This window comes from Nocardia sp. NPDC058480 (assembly GCF_042720495.1).
Lineage (GTDB): Bacteria > Actinomycetota > Actinomycetes > Mycobacteriales > Mycobacteriaceae > Nocardia.
This window is the reverse complement of record NZ_JBHXMN010000026.1, coordinates 1-22,182: the sequence shown is the minus strand read 5'-3', so window position 1 is coordinate 22,182 and position 22,182 is coordinate 1. Positions and strand designations below refer to the sequence as shown.

Genomic DNA, 22,182 nt, shown 5'->3' with positions numbered 1-22,182 from the left:
GGGCCAGCATCGCGACTGGCTGGGAACCGATTCGTAAGGAGAGCAAGTGACGTTCAGCACGGCCGAAGAGGTCATCCAGTACATCAAGGAAGAGGACATCGAATACGTCGATATCCGCTTCTCCGACCTGCCCGGCGTCCAGCAGCACTTCTCGATCCCGGCCAAGGCGTTCACCGCCGACCTGGCCGAAGAGGGTCTGGCGTTCGACGGCTCCTCGGTGCGTGGCTTCCAGTCGATCGACGAGTCGGACATGCTCCTGCTCCCCGACTACAGCACCGCCCGGGTCGACCCGTTCCGTGCCGCGAAGACCCTGAACCTGAACTTCTTCGTGCACGACCCGTTCACCCGTGAGGCGTACTCCCGCGACCCGCGCAACATCGCGCGCAAGGCGGAGGAGTACCTGCGGTCGACCGGTATCGCCGACACCGCGTACTTCGGTGCCGAGGCCGAGTTCTACATCTTCGACGGCGTCCGCTACGGCTCCAGCATGAACGGCGCGTTCTACGAGCTCGAGTCGATTTCCGGCTCGTGGAACACCGGCAACGAGTTCAACCCGGATGGCAGCCGCAACCTCGGCTACAAGGTCCGCAACAAGGGTGGCTACTTCCCCGTCGCCCCGTACGACCACTACGTCGACCTGCGCGACAAGATCTCGACCAACCTGCAGAACGCGGGCTTCGAGCTCGAGCGCGGCCACCACGAGGTCGGCACCGCCGGTCAGGCCGAGATCAACTACAAGTTCGGCACGCTGCTCTCGGCGGCGGACGACCTGCAGCTGTTCAAGTACATCGTGAAGAACACCGCGTGGCAGGAAGGCAAGTCTGTCACCTTCATGCCGAAGCCCCTCTTCGGTGACAACGGCTCGGGCATGCACGTGCACCAGTCGCTGTGGAAGGACGGCAAGCCGCTGTTCCACGACGAGGCCGGCTACGGTGGCCTCTCGGATCTGGCGCGTCACTACATCGGCGGCATCCTGCACCACGCCCCGTCGCTGCTGGCGTTCACCAACCCGACCGTGAACTCGTACCACCGTCTGGTGCCGGGCTACGAGGCCCCCATCAACCTGGTGTACTCGCAGCGCAACCGCTCGGCTGCCGTGCGTATCCCGGTCACCGGCAACAACCCGAAGGCCAAGCGCATCGAGTTCCGCGCGCCTGACTCCTCGGGCAACCCGTACCTGGCCTTCGCCGCCATGATGATGGCAGGCCTGGACGGCATCAAGAACAAGATCGAGCCGATGGCCCCCGTCGACAAGGACCTCTACGAGCTCCCGCCGGAGGAGGCCAAGAACATCCCCCAGGCCCCCACCAGCCTGGCCGCGGTCATCGACCGTCTCGAGCAGGACCACGACTACCTCACCGAGGGCAACGTCTTCACGCCTGACCTCATCGAGACGTGGATCAACATCAAGCGCGAGCACGAGATCGCCCCGGTCAACCTGCGTCCGCACCCGTACGAGTTCGAGCTGTACTACGACGTCTAAGTCGTACATAGGCTCTGACCCGCGGGTTACGCAGTAGCACTACCGAAACGCCCGTCCCACCTATTCGTGGGGCGGGCGTTTCGCGTATCCGGTCGACTCTGATCGGCGACACGCCCCGGATAATCGGGGCTGGACGGCGAGGCGGGGACCGGCAATAGTCCGGGGGTGCGATTGGGTGTTGTGGTGGCGCGGGCGGTGGCCGGTGTGGCGTTGGTGCTCGGGATGGTGGCGCCGGCGACGGCTGAGCCGGTGAATGTGGCGTACACGTGGACGCAGGAGTATTTCACCGCGCCCGACGGGACTCGGCTGCACGCTGATGTCCTTCGGCCGCCGGGTGTGGCGTCTGACGCGCGGACTCCGGTGTTGCTGACGGCTAGTCCGTACCGGGCGCATCTGGCGTACCTGTCCCAGCCTCGGCCCGGTGGTGGACCTTCGACCGACAACTTGCCGGTCGAGTGGGCGCTGCGGGCCGGATACACGTATGTGATCGTCGATCTGCGCGGGTTCGGTGGGTCCAACGGGTGCCCGGATTTCGGTGGCCCGGGGGAGCGGTCGGATGTGGCGGCGGCCGTGGAGTGGGCGGCGAGCAGGCCGTGGTCGACGGGGCGGGTCGGGGTGGTCGGGACGTCCTATGAGGGGTGGACCGGGATGATGGCACTGGCCGCGAAGCCGAAGGGGCTGGCGGCGGTAGCGGCGTTCGAGCCGGTTGTCGATCCGTACTCGTACCTCTACATGCAGGGCACGGCGTGGAAATTCGGTGGAAAACCGTTGACCGAGGACGGGATTCGCCCCGCCGACACCGCGGGCGCGGAACACCTGGCGATCGCCTCGACCCCCGGTCACCCCGACGACGGTGACGAGTACAAAGCCAATGCGGTCCAGATGACCCAGGACTGCGCCGCCCGCTACCTCGCCCTCACCGCCGACCACAACGGCGCCAACCCGGACTGGCGCGAGCGCGACATGGTGGAGGCCGTCCGCGGCAACACCACCCCGATGTTCCTCGGCCAGAGCTTCCTCGACTCCAACACCCGAGCCGACCGCATCATCGAGGCCTGGGAAGCCAGAGGTCCTGGCGAGCACCGCGCCTGGTTCGGCCAATGGGGCCACTCGGACTGCCGCGAAAAGTGCGGCACACCCCAGTTCGCCTCGGAGCTCTACGCCTTCCTCGACAAACATGTGGCGGGCGCCGATATCGAGGTGCCGGGTCCTCCGGTGACCGTCGGCCAGTTCGACGGTGGTTGGCGCGGTGAAAACGTGTGGCCGCCTACCGATTCCCGGCGCGCGTCAGTCGCCTTGCGCGCCGGTACCTACAGCGATCGTGGCCTGCTGCCCGGTGCGGACCGGGAAATCTGGTCGATCTCGGCACCGGTCACCGAGCCCGTGCACCTGGCGGGCCGGAGCACCGCCGCGCTGACCCTGTCCGGCCCGCCGGAAGCGACTGTCGCACTGGAGCTCTACGACATCGCCCCCGACGGGCGCGCAACGGTCATCACCCGTGGCATCGCCCCGGTGCGCCCCGAATCCGAGATCCGGCTGCTCTGGCAGGATGCCCGCCTAGCCACCGGCCACCGGCTCGGCGTCCGGATCACCAACGCGGTCGACGACGTGTGGTCGCACACGCCGACGAACGCGACCGTCACCGTCACCTCGGCCCGCCTCGACCTGCCCCTACTCACCACCCCGCGCGAACTCGACCTGCCCGGCGGTGTCCCCATCTGGCATGCACGGTGGCGGACCGAGGAGACCATCTCGATCCAGCCGGAGATGCTGAACGACCCCGCGATGCGTATCGAACTCGCGGCACCGACCGGGTGAGTGCGGCAGGTCGATCTGCCCGTCGGCGCGGCAAAGTCTCCGCGGGATCGGTCGATCGAGCGCCGGTCAGGTCGCGGGTGCGGCCGCACATGCCGCACTGCGGAGCAGGTGGGGGTGGGCTGGGTGTTGTACCGCCGAAGAGGTCTGCGCCGCCTTCCACACCGCTGGGCTAGCGGCTGCTCGTTGAGATCTCCTCTGCGTATTGCATCGCTGCGGAGATCCTTTCGCCCCGCAGGACACTCGCTACCAGAGCGGGATGCGTCAACTGCGGGTAGTGCCCGGTGCCGGAGATGGTGGTGACAGGTCGATCGGTCGGCTCGATCAGCGGATCGTCCGAACCGACGATGATGTCGACCGGAACCGTGACCCTGGCCAGCTTGGCGGCGAGTTCGTCTCGCGAGGCACCGGCGGCGCGCAAGGCCGCGAAAGTGCGCTGCGCAACGCCGGGCCGGCGCAGATTCGCCACGGCGGAGGCGATGGTCGGCCCCTCTGGAATGCCCAGTCGCGCGGCCAATGTCGCCGCGGACATCCGCTTGACGACCTCAGCGGCGATGGGCGAACCCGTGAGCCGGGAGGCGGGCTGCTGCAGGAACGCGGGTGCGATGAGCACGAGCCGCGACACCCGATCGGGATGGCGCAGCGCGAATTCGATGGCAGGCCAGGCGCCGAACGAATGGCCGACAATCACCGGTCGGGTCCGCACCGGCGCCATCAGTTCCGCCATCCAGTCACCGGTCGACTGCGACGAGGCCGCCGAGCGCCCGAGCCCGGGGAGATCGGCCGCCAGTACCGGTGCGTCCAATTCCCGCACCACCTCGGCCCACGAATCGCTGTCGACCGGAATGCCGTGCAGCAGCACATATTCCGGATCGACCTGCTCGCCGACCATCCAGGTACCGCCGCGGAATCCGGACTTCGGGGTTGGCGCGACGGTGCCGTTGCGACTGGCGACGATCCCATCGGCATAGGTGCGCAGCAGTTCGCTGACCGGTGGATGGCTGATGCCGAGCTGTCGCGCGACGATATCGCTGTCGCTGGTGTCGTAACGGTCGCTGCTGATGAAGGACAGCGCTTCGGGATCGGCATGGGTCACCGCGCGGGGAAGTCGACGGACCAACGCGGTCGGCAGCGTGAAGCGCGGCGCCGCGACATGCAGGTGATCAGCGACGAGCCGAATCAGTTCGGGTAGCCCGGGAGTCGCGGCATCCAGTAGCGGATAGGACTTGCCGACCGTATCGGGTTGCGTGGGCAGCCCGACCATGAACCTGGCCACGTAGTCGAGATCGACGACCGGAACAAAGGTATCGGCGGAGCCCGGCAGCGCGGGCAGTCGACCCTGCCAGAGGTTGTCGATGATGTCGGAGAGCCCGAAGTACTGACCGGGTCCGAGCACCCCGGCGGGATTCGCCATGGTCAGCGGGATGCCACGGTCGGCAGCGATGCGCCGAAGCAGGAGATCGGCCTCGACTTTCGACGCCTCGTACGCGCCGTTGCGATAGTCCTGCTCACCCGCGTCCTCGACGGCGCGATAGCCGCTGATGTGCACGACGCGCCGCAGATCCGGTTGCCGTGCGGCCCATTCCAGCACGTGCACCGCCCCGTCGAGATTGACTCGACGCGCCACGTCCGCAGCCAGCCCGAATTTCATCAACGCGGCCGTGTTGTACACATCGCGCACCCCCTCGACGGTGTCGCTCAGTGCGAGATCCGGCTCGCCGATATCGGTCGTGGTGATGGTCAGGCCGACGGTGTCGACACCCTGCTCATCGAGCCAGGTCCGCAGCCGATTCTGACTGCCCGCACGCAGCGCGGCGGTAACGGTATGCCCGGTCCGCAGCAGTTCGGCGACCAGTGAGCGGCCGATGAAGCCGGCGGCGCCGAAAACGATGGAGTCGGTGTGTGCCATGGTGTCCTACTTTCAGTAGACCGATTTACATATTTTCAGAGGAGTCGAAGCTGGAGGTGGGGAGGGGTTCAGACCAGAACGTCGATGGTGTCGGCGAGGTGCTGAAGGGGTTGGCGTGAGCGGTGGGTGCGGGCCAGTACCAGCCCGCCTTCGATCAGGGCGAGCGCGACCGTGGTGATCCGCTCGGGCTCGGGATGGCCGAATCCGATCAGCCGTTCCCGGATCGCCTCTTCCCAGAGTTGATACGTCGCCGAACAGGCCTGCTGCACAGCGCTATTGGTAGACGCGGTGTCCAGGGCAACGGCTGCCACCGGACATCCGATGGTCCAGTCCGACGCTTCCAGTTGATCGCCGAGCAGGTTCACCATCTTTCGCGCGAAATCTCGCGCGTCGGTCGCCTCGATCGTGCGGATGATCGCCGCCATCTCGGTGCCGCTCTCGGCGAGTGCCGCGGCCACCAATTCGTCTTTGCCGCCGGGGAAGTGGAAGTACAGCGATCCGCGCGGCGCCCCACTCTCCTGCACGATCTGATTGAGCCCGGCGCCGAAATATCCATGCGACTCGATCAGCGACCGCGTAGCCCTGATCAGCTTGCACCGCGTTTCCGCTCCCTTTTTGCCCACCGGCTCAAACTAGACCGATCTACATATTTTTGCAACCGCCGACCTCGCGAGGTCGCGGATTCGACTACGTATGACGTGATGCCAGAAGCTCGGCCGCGTCTCCGCACAGGCGGTCGATCACGGTGGCAGCAGGCTCGATATGGGTCACCAAACCGACGCCCTGACCAGCGTCAACGGGTGCGAGCCTGGGATCGTCGACCGCGATCGCCGCGCGAAGACGTTCGGCGTCGGGTAGGTCGTCGGCTTCGGGCCGCGACCACGGATCGGTGAACTCGTTGCGCAGGACGCGCGCCGGATAAATCGGTGGCCACGGCAGATCGAGCGCCTCGTCGAAAGCGGTGGTGACGGTGGTGCTGCTGGAGTTCGCGGCGAGCATCGCCAGGCGGGCGGATTCGGGCAGCAGTGATTCCTCCGCGGCGGCCAGACAGGTCCCGAGCCATGCTCCCGCCGCTCCCGCCGCGAGGACGGCCGCGAGCGTTCGCCCGGAGCCGATACCACCGGCGGCCAGGACCGGGACGGTCGCGATGTCGAGGACGGCGTCGAGCAGCGGCAGCAAGGCCAGCCGGTCGGCCCCGTGACCACCGCCTTCGCTGCCGCGAGCGACGAGAACGTCGATACCCGCGTCCTGAGCGCGGTGGGCGCCGGGCGCGTCGTACACCTGGGTCACGGCGAGGATGCCCGCCGCCTGCACCTGCGGCACCCAGGAGAAATCAGTGCCGAAACTGACCGAGATGATCCGTGGACCTGCGGCGATCGCGGCATCCAGGAGCCCGGTTTCGCGGGCGCGGACCCAGTCGACGAGCCCGATCCCGTCCGGCACACCGGCCACAGCCAGCTCGCGACGCAAGGCCACCACCGACCCCGCACTACCCATCCCGATCATCCCGAGCCCGCCCGCCGCGCTCACCGCCGCGGCGAGCTGTCCACCGGCCGCGCCGCCCATCGGCGCGTTCACCACCGGCACTCGCAGTCCCAACGATCGTGACCACTGTGTCGATAGTGTCTGCTCCCGCATCGGTACACCTTTCACCATGGGTTTGACACTCACCATCATGGCAGCCGACAGGAGGTACTCGAGGCGCGTATCTTCGACGGCATTGTCGTACGACGGGATGGGGACGCGATGACGATCAGGGATCGCCTCGAACAGCTGGTGTCCGAGCCACCGATGGTGTTCGGTCAGCCGATCGACACAGCGGACGGAACGATCATCATCACCGTCTCTCGCAGCGGTGGTCTCCTGTGGCACCCGCGTCCGATCGGGCTGTTCGTCATCCACTCCGGACGCGCGCACTGGACGCCCGCGACGGACGCCAATCGCATCGCTCAGCTCGGCGAATGGATCGGCTTGCTCACCGGAGTCATTGCGGCGCTGGCGATTCTGCGCCGCCCACCGTGGCCGGACCTGAGCCGCCGGACCCACTGAGGCCGGACAGCGCGAGCGTTTCGAACCGTTGCCACGCCTGCGTGGGCGGTATCGGCTCGGTCGGCTCGATCACCGTGCCGAGCACGCCGAGCAGCCCCCAGGACAGGAACGCGATCGTGCCGGCGGGCTGCTCGCCGAGGAGCTCACCGACCAGTTCGGCGACACACTGCTGGTAGGCGCGGACGACGGTGGCGGTCGCTTTCGGCCCGATCAGCGGGCGATACACCTCGGGATACTGCGCGGCGAGATGGAACATCACGCGCAACGGCGCGAGCGGGGAACCGGGAGTGGTCGTGCGGATGATCTCGCGGCGCAGGAATTCGGTGCAGCTCACGAGCAGTAGGTCGTCCTTGTCGCGGTAGTGCGCGTAGAAGGTGGACCGCCCCACGTCGGCGCGGGCGATGATGTCGCTGACGGTCACCTTGTCGTAGCCGCGCTCGATCATCAGCTCGATCAACGCCTTGTGCAGCGTGTCCCTGGTGCGTCGAACCCGTCGGTCAGGGTGCTCGGCCATCGATTCCTCCTGCACAGTTTCCCCGGATCTGTTCGATAACGGACACCACGGGCGATTCTGCTCCTGGTGACGTGCGCGGCGGCGCCCGACCATGAACTCATGTCCCGAAATCAGCTTCTCACCCCCATGTTCGTCAATGACGCCGACACCGGCCTCGTCATCGCAGGCCTGCGTCGATACAACCTGTTCACCTCGGTGTTCTTCCTCGGCAGGCATCGCCGTCTGCTCGCCGAATTCGTCACGCTCTCCGGCGCGCGCCTTGGTGCTCGTGCACTCGATATCGGTTGTGGTCCCGGCAAACTCGTCCGGGCGCTCGGCGAAGCGGTCGGACCGAGCGGTGCGGCCGTCGGCGTCGACCCCTCGGCCACGGCGGTCGCCGACAACAGCGACCGGGATCGCGCCGCGCACTATCGCTACGTGGTCGGCCCGGCGCAGTCGCTGCCCTTGACCGATGCCGAATTCGATGTTGTCACCTGTACTTTCGTCATGCACCACATCCCCGAGTCGCAGCGTGACGCCGCGATCGCCGAGATGTGGCGAGTAGTGCGGCCGGGTGGACGACTCCTGCTCGCCGACGCGTCACCGTCGCCCCGGATGCGGAAAGTGCTCTCGCTGTTGCTCGGCCGCGGTGGCGATCCGTTCGCCGACGCCGATATCCGCCACTACGCCGGTCAGGTCGAGGCGGTCGGCTTCACCGATCTCACCTATACCCAGAGCCGTGACCAGACGGGCATCCTGACCGCAGTGAAACCGGTTGCCCACCACTGATCTCGGCAACCTGTCGGTGCCCTCGGCTAGGGTCGATCACGACACGATCACCAATCGAGCACGGGGGTGCGGCATGGAGTTCGATCAGCGCGAAACCGAAGCGCGGGAGTTCGCCCTCGCGGCGCACGGCGACCAGCGCTACGGCGAACATCCCTACATCACCCACTTGACAGCCGTGCGGGGTGTCCTCGACGACTTCGGCTACAGCGGCGAACTCGGCCTCGCGGCCTGGCTCCACGACGTCGTCGAAGACACCCCGGTCACGGCCGAGGATGTCGAATCGCGTTTCGGTCGTGAGGTTCTCGATCTGGTGTGGGCGGTCACCGGCATCGGCCCCGACCGCAAGGCACGAAACCAGAACGCCTACACCAAGATCGCTGCCCACCCGAGGGCCGTGATCCTCAAACTCGCCGACCGCACCGCCAATGCCGAGGCCAGCCCGCTCGCCAGCAGCTGGATGGGCATGTACCGCACCGAACACCCCACCTTCAAGGCACACCTCGGCGGCTTACTCTCCGACGACCCCACCGTGGCCCGCATGTGGGAACGCCTAGACCGCCGCCTCGACCCGTCGGTAGCGCCGCCCACCGATCAGTGGTCAGACATCGACCAGTTGGTCGCGGCAGGCGAACACGAAAAGGCCGTTGCGGCAGTACGAGCAGCCTTCGACTGCGATCCCGGCGAAGCAGAACTGATCCTCGCCGAGCGCGCCTGAAACGACTAGCTGACGGCGGTGTTGGCGTCTCAGCCGGGCGGCTGTCGATTCGGCCGGTCTACCGCGAGCAGCTGACGGGCGGCGGCGCCTGCGAGCTCCTCGTCCAGTTGTTCGTGGCCGGACTTGCCGCCCCCGCCGGGCCCGCCGTCGTCGGCGATGACGCGTCGGGCCGACAGATGGATCCCGCTGACGCCGACCCGATGCAATGCCGGGATGTCGCCGACGGTGATCCCGCCGCCCGCCATGATCTGGATGCGCCCTGCCGCGTGATCGACCATCGCGGCGAGTTCATCGAGACCCTCGGCGCAGGTGGCTGCCCCACCGGAGGTGAGCACCCTGGTCATACCACCGGCTATCAAGGTTTCCAGAGCGGCCGCGCGGTCGCGGATCTGATCTATCCCACGATGAAAGGTCAGCTCTATGTCATCGATACCGTCGAGAACACGACGTACACCCTCGACGTCGACCTGGTGGTCAGGAGTGAGCGCACCCACCACCAGACCGGAAGCACCGGCCGAAACTGCCGCTCGTGCATCAGCATTCATCACCGCGAGCTCGTCGGTATCGGTATACACGAAACCCCCGGCCCGGCACCGGATCAGCACGTGGACGGGAATCCCAGTTCCCACCACGGCCTCGATGGTCCCGATACTCGGCGTCAGCCCGCCCGTACTGCCCAGCGCCGCACACAATTCCACCCGATCCGCCCCGACGCGGCGAGCGCCGAGCGCACCCGCCACGTCCTGCACCGCGAACTCGAGCGCGGTCACGTCAGAACGACTGCCAGGCGGGCTTGTTCGCCAGCGCGTACTTGTAGTAATCGGCCAACTTCAACTTGCTCGCCGCGGCTTCGTCGATCACCACCGTGACATGACGATGCCACTGCATGACCGAGGCCGGGCAGAACGCCGACAACGGCCCTTCGGCGGCGGCGGCGATCGCATCGGCCTTGCCCGCGCCGAGCGCGATCATCACCAGATGACCAGCTTCGTTGATCGTGCCGAGACCTTGGGTGAGCACGTGATGCGGCACATCCTCCGGCCCGTCGAAAAAGCGCGCGTTGTCCTTGCGGGTCTGCTCGGTGAGCGTCTTCACCCGCGTGCGCGAGGTCAAGGCCGAGCCGGGCTCGTTGAATCCGATATGCCCGTCGGTGCCGATCCCCAGCAGTTGCACGTCGACCCCACCCGCCGCGGCGATGGCCGCGTCATACCGTCGACCTTCACCCGCGACATCACCGGCCTCCCCGTTCGGGCTCAGCACCCGCGCGGGATCCAGGTTCACATGGTCGACGAACTCGGACCTGATCACCGAAAAGTACGACTGCGGATGATCTTTCGGCAAACCAACGTACTCGTCGAGCAGGAAGGCGCTCGCGGTCGAGAAGTCCAGCTCACCTTCGCGGTACCGGCGCGCCAGCTCCTGGTAACTCCCCAGCGGCGACGACCCGGTCGCCAAGCCGAGGATCGCGTTCCCGCCTGTCACATAGCCGCCGACGATATCGGCGACCGTGCTCGCCACCTCGTTTTTATCAGCCCGGATCACGATTTCCATCAGATTCCTTCCGTTCCGGCGACGAACACCCGCCGCGGCCGCAATGACTGGTCGGTGACAAGAATGTCGGCACGTGCACCGACGGTGAGGCTGCCGCGTTCGCCCTCGAGGCCGAGTACGCGAGCAGGGGTACGTGTCGCGGAGGTGACCGCGTCGGACAGCGGTATGCCCGCATCGTGGACGGTCCACCGCAGCACATCGACGAGCCGAGCCGTGCCGCCCGCGATCGCCCCGGGCGAACCGCCGGCCGTGGCGAGCCGGGCGACACCGTCGTGGACCTGAACATCGAGCGCACCGAGCCGGTAGTCGCCGTCGCTCATGCCCGCCGCCGCCATCGCATCCGACACCAGCGCGATCTGATCCGGCCCCACGGTATCGAAGACCATCGCCACGGTCTCTGGCGCCAAATGCACACCGTCCGCGATCAATTCGACCACCATCTCGCCACGCCCGGCCGCGGCCAAGCAGGCGGCGACGGGTCCGGGGGAGCGGTGGTGCAGGGCAGGCATCCCGTTGAACAGGTGGGTTGCGGTGATCGGCCCTCCACGAGCCTCGGCGATACGCGCCGCGGTGGTCGCAGCGTCGGCATCGGTGTGCCCGAGGCTCGGCAGCACATCGTGTCGGCGCATCGCGGCCAGCAGCTCATCGAAATGCGCGGTCTCGGGAGCCAGCGTCATCGACCGCACAGTGCCGCGCGCCGCCGCGTAGATCCGCTCGAACAACGCGGGATCGCCGGGAATGATCGCCGCGGGATCCTGGGCTCCACACCGGCTCGCATTGATGAACGGCCCCTCGAGATGTACCCCGAGCAACGCCCCGTCCTCGACAAGACCTGCCAGCATCGCCGCCTGCGCGACCAGCACGTCCGGTTGATCCGACACCAAGCTCCCCATCAACCCGGTAGTGCCGTGCTCCCGATGATGCGCCGCCGCAACCCGAGCACCTCGCGCATCAGCATTGGGAAACCCGAACCCGGCGCCACCGTGGCAGTGCAGATCGATCAGGCCCGGAAGTACCAGATCATCGCGCGGTGCCGGAAGCCGTTCGGGCGCGGGATGATGTGTGGCCGCACCGACCCAGGTGATCAGCCCCCCGTCGAATTCGACGACACCGTCGGCGATTTCACCCACCGCCGCCCCGACGAGTCGCCCGCGCACGAAACCCATCACCACGAAACCTTCCTCCTACCGGCAACGATCGAGAACCGTCGCCGGACACCACACCGCGATCCGACCGTCGGCCGGACCGCGTCCACAACAACCTTTTTCACGCCCGCCCGATGATCGCTGCGACAGCCTCGCGCCCCACCTGCGGATTCTGTGCCGCGCACGCCGCATCCGCGGCATCCTGGCACCGCTGCATATCCACGGCGGCCAACGCCGCCCGCACCGCGGGCAACGCGGGCACCGACATCGACAAACTCGTCACTCCGAGCCCCACCAGCACCGGCGCCAACGTCGGATCCGACGCGGCCTCACCACACACACCGACTGATTTTCCAGCCGCCGTACCGGCCGCCCCGACCATCGCGATCAGATCCAGCACCGCGGGTTGCCACGGATCGAGCAGATGTGCGAGCCCACCCGCCATCCGATCCACCGCACACGTGTACTGGCTCAGATCGTTGGTGCCGATGCTCACGAAGTCGAGATGCGCGAGCAGATCGACGGCACGCAGGGCGGCCGCCGGGATCTCGATCATCGCGCCGACCTTCGTCAATCCGGATTCCCGTGCGAGCGCGGCGAATCCGGCAGCCTCGTCCGCGGTGGCGACCATCGGCGCCATCACCCACAGGTCGGCCCCGGTCGCCTCGCGCGCCCGGGCAAGCGCCGTGAGCTGCGTGGCGAGAGTCTCCGGAAACACCGTGCCGATCCGCAACCCACGCACCCCGAGTGCCGGATTCTCCTCGGTACCGAGATCGAGAAACGGCAGCGGCTTGTCCGACCCGGCATCGAGGGTCCGCACCACCACTCGTCGTCCGGCGAACTGTTCGAGAACCGCTGTGTACGAAGCGGTCTGTTCGTCCAGCGACGGCGCGGACGCCTTCCCGAGATACATGAACTCGGTGCGGAACAGTCCCACGCCCTCACTGTCGACCGGTCCCGCTGTCACCGCGTCATCGACGGTGCCGATATTCACCAGCAGATTCACCGGCGTCCCGTCAGCGGTATGCCCAGGCCCACTGGCTGCCGCGATTCGCGCCTTGTCCGCCGCTGCCTGCTCGACAGCGGCCCGCTGATGCTCAGGACTCGGATCGATCACGACCTCACCGGTCGTCCCGTCGAGCAGCACCGGCGCATCATCGACGAGCCGATCGGTATCGGGACAATTCACCACCGCGGGCAAGGCGAGGGACTTCGCGAGGATCGCGGTGTGGCTGGTCGGGCCGCCCTCGGTGGTGAGCAACCCGACCACATCACTGTCACCCAGCATCGCCGTATCGGCGGGTGCGAGGTCCCGCGCGACCAGCACGAACGGATACCCCGGCTCCGGAATGCCCGGCATCGGCAGCCCGAGCAGCACCGCGACGGTCCGCCCGCCGATATCGCGCAGATCGGTCGCCCGCTCGGCCATGTACCCGCCGAGCGCTTCCAGCTTCGCGCAGAACCCCTCGAACGCGAGGTGCACCGCGTGCGCCGTCGGCATCCCGGCCGCCAGTTCCTTCTCGGTGGCGGCGACGATGCCCGGATCACTGGCCATCGTCGCCGACATCGACAGGATCTCCGATGCGACACCACTCACGCGTGCGGCCCTGGCAGCCATCTCCTCGGACACGCCACCGAGCGCGTCCTTGACTCGCGCCAGCTCCTCGGCGACAGTGCCGCCGACCGGATCCTGCGCCGAGGTCTCGAGCTGCGATCCGAACCGCATCCAGGGCGCGCACACCACGCCCGGACTCACACCGAGGCCACGGATTACCTGTTCGGGCATCAGGCGGCGTCCAGATCCGAGGCGATGAGTTCGGCCAGCTGGTCCAGCACCGCGTCGGCGCCCTCGGCATACAGGGTCACCTCGGCGCCGTGGCCCGCGCCCAGCGTCATCACCGCGAGCACGCTGGCCGCGTCGACCGGTTCGCCACCTCCCACCGAAATCCGCACCGGCACCCCCGCGGCCTGCACGGCCTTGGTGAGTCTCGCGGCGGGCCGCGCGTGCAGCCCCACCTCGGATCCGACGATGACGGTGCGGGTTGTCATGGCCTCACTCACCTTCCAGCTTCTTGTCCAACTTCGTTTCGACTTCGGCTACCGATGGTGCATCGGTTCGAGTATCTTCCGTGGCGGTGACGGCGGCCTCGGCTTCGACCACGGCCGCGTCGGGCGCGCCGACCTCGACATCGGTTTCCGCCTCGCGACCCGGGGTCCGCAGGTTCCACTTCTTGATTACGAAGCTGAAGAGCACGTAGTAGATCACCGCGTACCCGAGCCCGATCGGGATCAGCATCCATGCGTCGGTCGCCTTGCCGAAGTTCAGCAGATAGTCGATCGCACCCGCGGAGAACGTGAATCCATCATGGATGCCGAGCGCGTTCACCAGTGCCATCGACGTGCCCGTCAAGAGCGCGTGCACCACATACAGCGGCCACGCCACGAACATGAACGAGAACTCCAGCGGCTCGGTGATGCCGGTGACGAACGCGGTCAGACCGGTGGACAGCATGATGCCGCCGACCAGCTTCTTCTGCGACGGACGCGCATTGCGCCAAATGGCAAGCGCGGCAGCGGGCAGCGCGAACATCATGATCGGGAAGAAGCCCGTCATGAACGTGCCCGCGCTCGAGTCACCGGCGAAGAAGCGGTTGAGGTCGCCGCGCACGAGCTGGCCGGAGGCATCGGTGTAATCGCCGACGAGGAACCAGACTGTGGAGTTCAGGATGTGGTGCAGACCGGTCGGGATGAGCAGGCGGTTGGCCGCGCCGTAGATACCGCCACCGACGACCGAGTTGTCGGCGACGGTCTCACCCACCCAGGTGAGCGCGGAGTTGAACGCCGGATACAGGAACGCCATGCCGACGCCGACGACCAGGCCGGTGACCGCGGTCAGGATCGGCACCAGCCGCCTGCCGTTGAAGAAGCCGAGGAAATCGGGCAGCTTCGTGCGATAGAACCGCTGCCACAGAATGGCCGACAGCAGACCCATCACGATGCCGCCGAGGACGCCGTAGTTGATCAGCGCCTGCGCGCCCTTCGGGTCGGTCTTTCCCTCGAGCACGATCGGTGACATCGCCTTGAACACGCCGTCGATCACCATGTAACCGACCACCGCCGCCAGCGCGGTCGACCCGTCGGCCTTCTTGGCCCAGCCGATCGCGATGCCGACCGCGAAGATCAGCGGCAGCCAGGTGAATACGGCCTGCCCGGCCGCCGAGATGACCGACGCGGTGCTCTCCAGCGCGGAGAAGCGGCCGAGGAGATCGTCCTGGCCGACGCGCAGCAGGATGCCCGCCGCGGGGAGCACCGCGATCGGCAGCATGAGGCTGCGACCGAGGCGCTGCAATCCCGCGAACACCTTCGATTCTTGTTTAGGGGTGTCGGTAACGGCAGTCATGTCGACCTTCTTCGTGCCGGCTTCCCGGCGGTCTCGGCGAGGGAGGACCGGCTTGCCCGCCGATCCGGGTTAACTGTTGTGAACCGGTATCCCTGACGGGTACTGTCCGGTCATAACCAGTTGCCAGTTTGACCAGGTGGCGGTCGGATGTCAACCGCTGAATATGATGTGGCGCACATTCGAGACTCCCATACTGGTACTGGCAACCACCGCGGAAAGGGAGAACATATGTCCAAAGCGGAAGCGATCGTCGCCGGCCTCGGCGGCGCGGACAACATCGTCGAGATCGAGGCCTGCATCACCCGGTTGCGCACCGAAGTGAAGGACGGAAGCAAGGTCGACGAGGCCGCGCTCAAGGCCGCGGGCGCGCACGGTGTGCTCAAGTCGGGCTCGGTCGTACAGGTCGTTGTCGGTCCCGAAGCCGACACCTTGGCCGACGACATCGAGGACATCCTTTGAGCATTCCGGTCATCGCCCCCCTCCCCGGCAAGGTCGTGGCCCTGTCGGAAGTCCCCGATCAGGTCTTCGCCGAACAAATCGTCGGGTCCGGCGTAGCGCTCGACCCCGACCGCACCCGCGGCACGCTGATGGTGACGGCCCCCATCGCCGGCAAGATCCTCAAACTCCACCCCCATGCCTTCGTCATCCTCGGCCACGGCGTCGGCGTCCTTGTTCATCTGGGCATCGACACAGTGAAACTCAAGGGCGAAGGCTTCGAACTCCTCGCCACCGAAGGCGACACGGTAGAAGCGGGCGCCCCCATCGTCACCTTCGACCCGACCGCAATCGCCGCCACCGGCTACTCGGTCATCTGCCCCGTCGTGGTGATGGATTCCGCCAAGGACTCGATCCACACCGACACCATCGGCACCACCGTGGCCTCCGGTGGTCTCCTGTTCGACTCGCCGTAGCCACCCTGACCTGCTGCTGAACCTTTCGGCGCGCCGACCCGTAGTCCGTAGCAGCGGGTCGGCGCCGATTCGTGTCGCATCGACAGGAGGACGACCGGTGAGCGGAGCGGAGCAGACCAGTGAGGAGTTCGCCGAGCGGTTGTTCGGGGCGGCGCTCGGGGCGATCGACGTTCTCGCGGTGCATCTCGGGGATCGGCTCGGCTGGTATCGGGCGTTGGCTGCCGGTGGGCCCGCCGATGCGGGTGAGTTGATCGCGCGGGCGGGTGGGGATCGCCGGTACGCGCAGGAGTGGCTCGAGCAGCAGGCGGCGACCGAGATTCTGACGGTGACCGCGGACGGGCGGTTCGCGCTGCCGGTCGGCGCCGCGGAAGTCCTCACCGACCCGAGAAGTCTCAATTACCTTGCGCCACTCGCTCGTATGCTGGCGGGCGCTGCCGCCCAGATGCCCGCGCTCGTGCGTGCTTATCGCGACGGCGGTGGGGTCGGCTGGTCCGAATACGGCGCCGACATGCGCGAATCACAGTCGGACATGAACCGCCCGTGGTTCGAACAACGCCTCGCCACCGATCTGGCCGGTGTCGCCGACGTCCACGCACTGCTTTCGCGCCCGGATGCCAAGGCGGCCGACATCGGCTCCGGCGGCGGCTGGTCCACGATCGCGCTGGCCCGCGCCTACCCCGAGCTGACCGTCGACGGCTACGACATCGACCAGCCCTCGGTGCGGATGGCCTGCGAAAACGCCGCCGACCTCGGCAACCGCGTCCGCTTCCACCAGGCCGACGCCGCCACCGACCTCCCCGAATCCACCTACGACGCGTTGTTCGCCTTCGAATGCCTGCACGACATGCCACACCCTGTCGAGGTGCTGACCTCGATGCGCAAGGCGCTGCGCCCCGGCGGCGCGGTGATCATCATGGATGAGGCTGTTGCCCCGGAATTCACCGCACCCGCAAGCGATATCGACCGTCTGATGTACGGGTTCAGCCTGCTGGTCTGCCTGCCCGACGGTATGGCGCACCCCGACTCCGCAGGCACCGGCACAGTCATGCGCACCGCGAAGCTGGGGGAGTATGCCGACAAGGCCGGTTTCACCGCCGTGGACATCCTGCCGATCGAGGACTTCGGATTCTGGCGCTTCTACCGGCTCACGGTCTGATCGGCCAGCTGCTCGGTCTCGACCGTCCAGCGCCTGGCGAGGTCGTCGAAATACCGCTGGCTGCTCCACAATCGGTAGTTGCCGATCACGTAGACCCGCCGCCGAGCGCGCGACACCGCCGCGTTGAGCACATTCGGATTCGTCGCCGCCCACCGTCGCGACCCGCCCGCGGCGGGCGATGTCCCCAAGATCAGCACCACAACCTCGGCCGAATTGCCGTGCATCGCATGGACAGTCCCCACCTGCCGCTCCGCGAACTCCGCACCGAGCACCTCGCGCGCGACCTCCTGCGCGCCGTCGGCGACATCACGGAACGGGCTGACCACACGGATATCGGCCGCGGCCACCCCGTCCTCGGTCACCCGGGCGAGCAGTGCGGCGAGCGCTTCACCTTCACCGGGAATCCAATTGCCTTCGGCCCGTACGGATCTGACATCGATCCACCGATCGTGCCCGGGGAACTCCGGTCGATCCGGCGTGCCGAATACCAGCAGATCATCGTCATAGGCAATGTGATGCGTGAGCTCGAAAATCGGCCTGTCACTGCGGCGATGGACGCGCAACGGCGTGCCGACCCACACCGGCGCGACCGAATCCGATGGCATCAACCACGTCCCGTACCGCACCCCGCGATCCGCCGCCTGGCGCGCCGACGCCTGATCCGGCATCCACTCCGCGTCGAGCCCGTACTGCTGCACCAACGCTTCCTGCGCCGAAGTGGGCAGCGCGCCAACAGGTCCCAGCTGACGGTGATCACCGACGATTACCGCCCGCCGGGCCCGCCACAACCCGCCGGCCACCGACTGCGGCGCAGCCTGCCCGGCATCGTCAACGAACAACCATCCGAGCGCCTGCGAGCCCAGCCCGGCGAACAACCGAGGCAGCGCGGTGAAGGTCGTCGTGATCATCGGCACCGCGAAGAACAGCGTCTGCCACGCCGCCACGACGGTCTCCGGCCTCGGCGCGGCCGCGAGCTCACCACGGATCAACGCGATAGCGACGATCAGATTGTCGCGAACCCGCGGCGCCGCGTTCAGCAAGAACGCGCGATGCAGCTTCAACGCTGACAGGAACAGCTCACGCCGCGCGCTCGCGTACTGTTCGTCCGCCCACGGATTGCACAGCTGGAACTGCTCGTCGTCACCCGCGACATCGCCGAACGGGATTGTCCGCGACCAGTTCTCGCGCCCACGCTCGATAACATCGAGCGCCGACGCCCGCCGCTCTGTCAACTCGACGTGCTCGCGAATCAGCGTGCGTCCGTGCTCGGCTGCCTCGGCCCACTGTTCCCGCGTGTATTCGACCTCGGTCTGGCGACGCCGCATATCCGCCTCGGCGATATGTCGTTCCCGCAGCAACTCATTGCTGCGGGCACTCCACCGCCGCCCCGCCCGGAACCCCGTCGACAGCGACGCCACGAACCCGGGCTTGCGCCCACCGTGCTCGCTCAGGACCTTGCCAGCCCGATGATGCGCGGCCTGCGCGACGCGCAGATTTTCGGTGGCCAGCTGATGACGTTCCCGCCAATGTGCGTGTGCGTCATCGGCATTGGCGATCTCAGCCGCCGTCGACTGCAACCCCGCGTTCATGGTGGGCAGGTCGGCAACCGCATCGGCGACGTCCTGCCGCTCTTGCGCGAGCCTGCGTACCTCGGCGCGACGAGTGGCGAAGTCCCGCACCGCGGTCGGCCAATCCGGAATCGAATCCGGGTCGGCCTCGGCCTGCTTGAGGATGTCGAGCATCCCACCGTTCGGTGTCCCGGTCTTCCGCTCGGCGGCGAACCGATCGCCGAACCAGAACTGTTCGGCGAACGTCCGTCGCGTTTCGCCCAGTGCCGCGGCGACCAATCCCCAAGCGGGTGCACCGCCGACGAGTTCGGCCAGTTCGGTGAAGTGATTGAGCTCGCCGTCGATCGCGCCACGATGCTGGATCTCGGCGACCACTTCGGCAGCGGTGGCATCGCTGCCCGTCGCCAGTACCACTTCGAACCCGGTCACGCTGTTCGCCAATCGGTGCGCGCCCACCGTGTAGTTCTTGGCCACCTGCACCTGCTCGGTGACTCCAGCGAACACCGCCATCGGATCATCGAAAGCCGCCAGCTGAGCGGCTCGCTCGACCAGAATCCCGGCGAGCAGGTCTCGCAGCATCGTCGTCGTTCCGGTGCCGGGCGCGCCGTGCACGGCGAAAATCCCGGCACCGTCGCGCAATTCGGACAGCGCACGGTCGACCGCGAACTGCTGTCCCGACACCAGCGGATCGCCCGGCCAGCGACCGTCCGGAACGAGTTGGGGGAGTAGCCCTTCGACTACCGCATCCTGTCGTCGACGCACATCGATCCGGTCATCGACAGGAAGCGCTTCCGCCGCCGTGAGGTAGTCCCGCAGCGCCGCGCCGATATCGCCGCGTTCCACCGCCTTCGCGAGCTCCGCCAGATCCGGCCCGAGCCCACTGTTGAGCCGATCCTCGGCGGCATCGCTGTCCGCATCACGCGCCGCGACCTGGACGCACGCCACCCGCACACCACCGGCCCGCAGTTCCGATCGAATGCCCAGCGCGGCACACAGTTCGCCGGTGAAAGTGTGCAGGTCGCGACCGGTCAGCCGGGGCTCCTCGACAATGTCCTCATCACCCCCGGTGGCGAACCTTTCGGCGAAGGCCAACGCCGACATTCCGGCAAGCCCCGGCGAGATAACCCCATCCGCACCCGCCGCGATCAACGAAGCGGCAACACCACGACCGGCCATATCAAGCGCACGCCACCGCGGCGCCGGACCCATGTGCTCGTTGTCCGGCTGCGTCTCTCGCGTGAGCGTGTCGAGCGCGGCAGTGAACGCCGCCGAATCATGGTCGAACCCGTCGGCCCAGCCGCTATCGCCGGGGCCCGGCGCTCGCAACCGATTCACGGCCCATGCCAACCCCGACAACGTCGCCGAGCCACCGACAACCACGCCGCTGTCGGTGAGCGTCACCGCGAAAGCCGCTGTGGTCCCGGCGCGTCGAGCGTCGGCCTCTAGCTGATCCTCGCCGAATGTCCGCACCAGCGCTTCTCGCGCGCGACCCACTTCGAACAACCCGCCGTACACGACGAACTGCCATACCCGCCCCGACTTCAACGCGGGCAGCGCGGCGAGGTTCTCCCACGGCGCGAGCTCATCCGCCGCGAGATCGATCACCGCTGCGTCGGTCTCGACGTCCGGCACAAGCTGCGGACCGAACAACTCCACGGTCTGCCAGAAACGCACGAGCCGCGCGGCGTGCTCGGAACCGCCCACGATGCACCCCAATCCGGTCGGACATCATTGCAGACAACCCCGATCACGGTACGCGATCCGGATCCCTCTAGCACGCCACCCCGATGGTCCCGCCTGCCGTGGCGAGACCATCGGTGCTGGTCCTACAGCCGCGGCAAGCACCCCGCCGCCCGCAACCGCCCCGCCAGCGAACTCGAAACCAGTGCGCCCGACCCACTACCGCCGCCGAGAGCCACCAGTACATCCCCACCCAACCCGGCCCCGAACGAGCACCCGAGCACGTTGATATCGATGAAGATGTTCTCCTTCGGCTCCGGCTCCGCCGCAGCGGAACCCGCCCCGACCACAGCCCCGGCGACCACAGCCAACGCAATCGCAGCTGTCTTGATGATGCCCACTCGTCCTCCTCGATCAGCGCAGTACATACCGACGACCAGGGTTGACCACCCTGACTGCCCGGAAACCTCGACCTTCAGCTGGGAAAACCCTTTGACCCGTCGACCTCGCGCCGCGCACGCTGGGGTCATGGACGACTTGGCCCACGCCGCAGACCAGTTCGTGCTCGGTGAGCTCAACGGTGAGGATCTGTCCATGGTCGCGGCCGAGCGCTCGCGCGTGGGTTCGACACGCCCGCGCTGGTCGAGCCTGCAACGTTCGGTGCATCCTCCGAGGTGGCGACGTTTCGCCGCCTACCTATGGTCCCGACCCGCAGTCAGCGCAGCAGCATCTCCGCCACGGCCTTCGGTGCTGCAAGCCATTCACGAACGTTGTTGCGTACCTCGGTGACCCGCGTGCACTCGCAATAGGCGACCACCCCGTCGGCCTCGATACCCGCTGCCCGGCACAGTGCCACCGCGCGGGGGAGATGCTGATACTGGCTCACGATGATCGCCCGGTCGACGCCGAACATAGACCTCGCCCGCTCACACGTCTCCCGGGTGGACAGTCCAGCACTATCCGACCGAATAATGGCCGGGTCGATGCCGTGGCTGAGTAGATAGCGCCTCATCGACGCGATCTCGTCGCCCGACGAGCCGCCGGCATCCCCGGACAGCAGAATCGCCTTGGCCTTGCCCGCTTCGACCAACTCGATCGCGACATCGAGACGTCCCCGTAGATAAGCCATCGGAGTTCCGTCCGGCGCGACCCTGGCACCCGGGATGATCACGACGGGTGCGCTGGGCGCGGCCGCCACATCACTTCTATGACCGGAGGACAAAATCCACATCGCTATGTTCGCCCCGGCCGTCACCAACACGAGGCCACCCGCCACGACAAGTCCGGCCCGCGCGATGCGACGCAACCGCCGACGCTTCCCGCTATGTTCGCCCGCCATAGGCCCTTTCATACATGAACACTGCGAAAATATCCCCTGACTAGGGGATTTGACATTGCAAATGTCGACACGTAACTTTATTCAAGTCAGAGCGACACGGACACCGACTCAGCCGCCCAGCGGTTGAGACACGAGGTAGGACGTTGAGCGCCTGACTGATCATGTGTTCAGAGGAACTC

General features: G+C 67.1%; 21 protein-coding genes. 8 read left to right on the top strand and 13 right to left on the bottom strand.

Annotated elements, in window-relative coordinates:
- Positions 1 to 46: 46 nt before the first annotated feature.
- Both glnA and ACFWO8_RS32415 read left to right on the top strand, forming a co-directional pair.
- Positions 47 to 1,483 (top strand): type I glutamate--ammonia ligase, encoded by a 1,437-nt coding sequence (gene glnA, locus ACFWO8_RS32420; protein ID WP_378973987.1) that lies wholly within the window; start codon positions 47 to 49, stop codon positions 1,481 to 1,483.
- A 165-nt stretch (positions 1,484 to 1,648) separates the two neighbouring features.
- Entirely contained in the window at positions 1,649 to 3,301 is a 1,653-nt protein-coding gene (locus ACFWO8_RS32415; protein ID WP_378973980.1) for a CocE/NonD family hydrolase, read from the top strand.
- A gap of 169 nt (positions 3,302 to 3,470) precedes the next feature.
- Here ACFWO8_RS32415 and ACFWO8_RS32410 read toward each other — a convergent pair whose 3' ends face one another.
- The 3 genes from ACFWO8_RS32410 to ACFWO8_RS32400 form a co-directional block, all read right to left on the bottom strand.
- Complete coding sequence (locus ACFWO8_RS32410; protein ID WP_378973975.1) at positions 3,471 to 5,207, bottom strand: alpha/beta fold hydrolase; 1,737 nt, start codon at positions 5,205 to 5,207, stop codon at positions 3,471 to 3,473.
- A gap of 68 nt (positions 5,208 to 5,275) precedes the next feature.
- On the bottom strand, positions 5,276 to 5,830 hold the full coding sequence (locus ACFWO8_RS32405; RefSeq protein ID WP_378973970.1) for a TetR/AcrR family transcriptional regulator: 555 nt from the start codon (positions 5,828 to 5,830) through the stop codon (positions 5,276 to 5,278).
- Positions 5,831 to 5,894: 64 nt separating this feature from the next.
- Positions 5,895 to 6,845: an NAD(P)H-dependent flavin oxidoreductase gene (locus ACFWO8_RS32400; RefSeq protein ID WP_378973966.1), complete on the bottom strand. Its 951-nt coding sequence runs from the start codon at positions 6,843 to 6,845 to the stop codon at positions 5,895 to 5,897.
- A 108-nt stretch (positions 6,846 to 6,953) separates the two neighbouring features.
- On the opposite strand from ACFWO8_RS32400, the gene ACFWO8_RS32395 reads away from it, so the two are divergent.
- Entirely contained in the window at positions 6,954 to 7,256 is a 303-nt protein-coding gene (locus ACFWO8_RS32395; RefSeq protein ID WP_378973961.1) for a hypothetical protein, read from the top strand.
- Here the strand turns inward: ACFWO8_RS32395 and ACFWO8_RS32390 are convergent.
- Positions 7,192 to 7,770 (bottom strand): TetR/AcrR family transcriptional regulator, encoded by a 579-nt coding sequence (locus tag ACFWO8_RS32390; RefSeq protein ID WP_378973958.1) that lies wholly within the window; start codon positions 7,768 to 7,770, stop codon positions 7,192 to 7,194. The two genes, ACFWO8_RS32395 and ACFWO8_RS32390, sit on opposite strands and share 65 nt — an antisense overlap.
- 99 nt (positions 7,771 to 7,869) lie before the next feature.
- Here ACFWO8_RS32390 and ACFWO8_RS32385 point away from each other — a divergent pair, with 99 nt between their 5' ends.
- Together ACFWO8_RS32385 and ACFWO8_RS32380 are read left to right on the top strand one after the other, a co-directional pair.
- On the top strand, positions 7,870 to 8,538 hold the full coding sequence (locus ACFWO8_RS32385) for a class I SAM-dependent methyltransferase (RefSeq protein WP_378973955.1): 669 nt from the start codon (positions 7,870 to 7,872) through the stop codon (positions 8,536 to 8,538).
- Between the two features lie 73 nt (positions 8,539 to 8,611).
- A complete protein-coding gene (locus tag ACFWO8_RS32380; RefSeq protein ID WP_378973950.1) occupies positions 8,612 to 9,253 on the top strand; it encodes an HD domain-containing protein in 642 nt (213 codons plus the stop codon).
- 29 nt (positions 9,254 to 9,282) lie between these two features.
- Here ACFWO8_RS32380 and ACFWO8_RS32375 read toward each other — a convergent pair whose 3' ends face one another.
- From ACFWO8_RS32375 to ACFWO8_RS32350, 6 genes are all read right to left on the bottom strand, one after another.
- Positions 9,283 to 10,023, bottom strand: a complete 741-nt coding sequence (locus ACFWO8_RS32375; RefSeq protein WP_378973946.1) for a copper homeostasis protein CutC — start codon at positions 10,021 to 10,023, stop codon at positions 9,283 to 9,285.
- A 1-nt stretch (position 10,024) separates the two neighbouring features.
- On the bottom strand, positions 10,025 to 10,804 hold the full coding sequence (nagB, locus tag ACFWO8_RS32370) for a glucosamine-6-phosphate deaminase (protein ID WP_378973939.1): 780 nt from the start codon (positions 10,802 to 10,804) through the stop codon (positions 10,025 to 10,027).
- Complete coding sequence (locus ACFWO8_RS32365) at positions 10,804 to 11,970, bottom strand: N-acetylglucosamine-6-phosphate deacetylase (protein ID WP_378973935.1); 1,167 nt, start codon at positions 11,968 to 11,970, stop codon at positions 10,804 to 10,806. Before ACFWO8_RS32365 ends, nagB begins: the two co-directional genes overlap by 1 nt.
- A gap of 100 nt (positions 11,971 to 12,070) precedes the next feature.
- A complete protein-coding gene (ptsP, locus tag ACFWO8_RS32360) occupies positions 12,071 to 13,735 on the bottom strand; it encodes a phosphoenolpyruvate--protein phosphotransferase (RefSeq protein WP_378973930.1) in 1,665 nt (554 codons plus the stop codon).
- Positions 13,735 to 13,998, bottom strand: coding sequence for an HPr family phosphocarrier protein (locus ACFWO8_RS32355; protein WP_378973925.1), 264 nt, complete (start codon positions 13,996 to 13,998; stop codon positions 13,735 to 13,737). The genes ptsP and ACFWO8_RS32355 overlap by 1 nt, the downstream gene beginning before the upstream one ends.
- A 4-nt stretch (positions 13,999 to 14,002) precedes the next feature.
- Entirely contained in the window at positions 14,003 to 15,349 is a 1,347-nt protein-coding gene (locus ACFWO8_RS32350) for a PTS transporter subunit EIIC (protein WP_378973921.1), read from the bottom strand.
- A gap of 228 nt (positions 15,350 to 15,577) precedes the next feature.
- On the opposite strand from ACFWO8_RS32350, the gene ACFWO8_RS32345 reads away from it, so the two are divergent.
- From ACFWO8_RS32345 to ACFWO8_RS32335, 3 genes are all read left to right on the top strand, one after another.
- Positions 15,578 to 15,808 (top strand): glucose PTS transporter subunit EIIB, encoded by a 231-nt coding sequence (locus ACFWO8_RS32345; RefSeq protein WP_056821036.1) that lies wholly within the window; start codon positions 15,578 to 15,580, stop codon positions 15,806 to 15,808.
- On the top strand, positions 15,805 to 16,260 hold the full coding sequence (locus ACFWO8_RS32340; RefSeq protein WP_378973915.1) for a PTS glucose transporter subunit IIA: 456 nt from the start codon (positions 15,805 to 15,807) through the stop codon (positions 16,258 to 16,260). Before ACFWO8_RS32345 ends, ACFWO8_RS32340 begins: the two co-directional genes overlap by 4 nt.
- A 97-nt stretch (positions 16,261 to 16,357) precedes the next feature.
- The gene (locus tag ACFWO8_RS32335) at positions 16,358 to 17,416 is read left to right on the top strand and encodes a class I SAM-dependent methyltransferase (RefSeq protein WP_378973911.1); all 1,059 of its coding nucleotides are present in this window, start codon (positions 16,358 to 16,360) and stop codon (positions 17,414 to 17,416) included.
- Here the strand turns inward: ACFWO8_RS32335 and ACFWO8_RS32330 are convergent.
- The 3 genes from ACFWO8_RS32330 to ACFWO8_RS32320 all read right to left on the bottom strand — a co-directional run bounded on the left by ACFWO8_RS32330 (position 17,398) and on the right by ACFWO8_RS32320 (position 22,003).
- Positions 17,398 to 20,688 carry a DEAD/DEAH box helicase gene (locus ACFWO8_RS32330; RefSeq protein ID WP_378973906.1) on the bottom strand — a complete coding sequence of 1,097 codons (3,291 nt, stop codon included), beginning with the start codon at positions 20,686 to 20,688 and terminating at the stop codon, positions 17,398 to 17,400. The genes ACFWO8_RS32335 and ACFWO8_RS32330 overlap by 19 nt on opposite strands.
- Positions 20,689 to 20,810: 122 nt before the next feature.
- Positions 20,811 to 21,065, bottom strand: coding sequence for a hypothetical protein (locus ACFWO8_RS32325; protein WP_378973899.1), 255 nt, complete (start codon positions 21,063 to 21,065; stop codon positions 20,811 to 20,813).
- 314 nt (positions 21,066 to 21,379) lie between these two features.
- On the bottom strand, positions 21,380 to 22,003 hold the full coding sequence (locus ACFWO8_RS32320) for a vancomycin high temperature exclusion protein (RefSeq protein WP_378973896.1): 624 nt from the start codon (positions 22,001 to 22,003) through the stop codon (positions 21,380 to 21,382).
- Between the last annotated feature and the right edge of the window lie 179 nt (positions 22,004 to 22,182).

Coding starts and splice junctions, on each gene's coding strand:
- ACFWO8_RS32410 (WP_378973975.1), bottom strand. CDS start 5,207: ATGGCACACACCGACTCCATCGTTTTCGGCGCCGCCGGCTTCATCGGC.
- ACFWO8_RS32400 (WP_378973966.1), bottom strand. CDS start 6,845: ATGCGGGAGCAGACACTATCGACACAGTGGTCACGATCGTTGGGACTG.
- ACFWO8_RS32395 (WP_378973961.1), top strand. CDS start 6,954: ATGACGATCAGGGATCGCCTCGAACAGCTGGTGTCCGAGCCACCGATG.
- ACFWO8_RS32390 (WP_378973958.1), bottom strand. CDS start 7,770: ATGGCCGAGCACCCTGACCGACGGGTTCGACGCACCAGGGACACGCTG.
- ACFWO8_RS32385 (WP_378973955.1), top strand. CDS start 7,870: ATGTCCCGAAATCAGCTTCTCACCCCCATGTTCGTCAATGACGCCGAC.
- ACFWO8_RS32380 (WP_378973950.1), top strand. CDS start 8,612: ATGGAGTTCGATCAGCGCGAAACCGAAGCGCGGGAGTTCGCCCTCGCG.
- nagB (WP_378973939.1), bottom strand. CDS start 10,804: ATGGAAATCGTGATCCGGGCTGATAAAAACGAGGTGGCGAGCACGGTC.
- ACFWO8_RS32365 (WP_378973935.1), bottom strand. CDS start 11,970: ATGGGTTTCGTGCGCGGGCGACTCGTCGGGGCGGCGGTGGGTGAAATC.
- ptsP (WP_378973930.1), bottom strand. CDS start 13,735: ATGCCCGAACAGGTAATCCGTGGCCTCGGTGTGAGTCCGGGCGTGGTG.
- ACFWO8_RS32355 (WP_378973925.1), bottom strand. CDS start 13,998: ATGACAACCCGCACCGTCATCGTCGGATCCGAGGTGGGGCTGCACGCG.
- ACFWO8_RS32350 (WP_378973921.1), bottom strand. CDS start 15,349: ATGACTGCCGTTACCGACACCCCTAAACAAGAATCGAAGGTGTTCGCG.
- ACFWO8_RS32345 (WP_056821036.1), top strand. CDS start 15,578: ATGTCCAAAGCGGAAGCGATCGTCGCCGGCCTCGGCGGCGCGGACAAC.
- ACFWO8_RS32320 (WP_378973896.1), bottom strand. CDS start 22,003: ATGGCGGGCGAACATAGCGGGAAGCGTCGGCGGTTGCGTCGCATCGCG.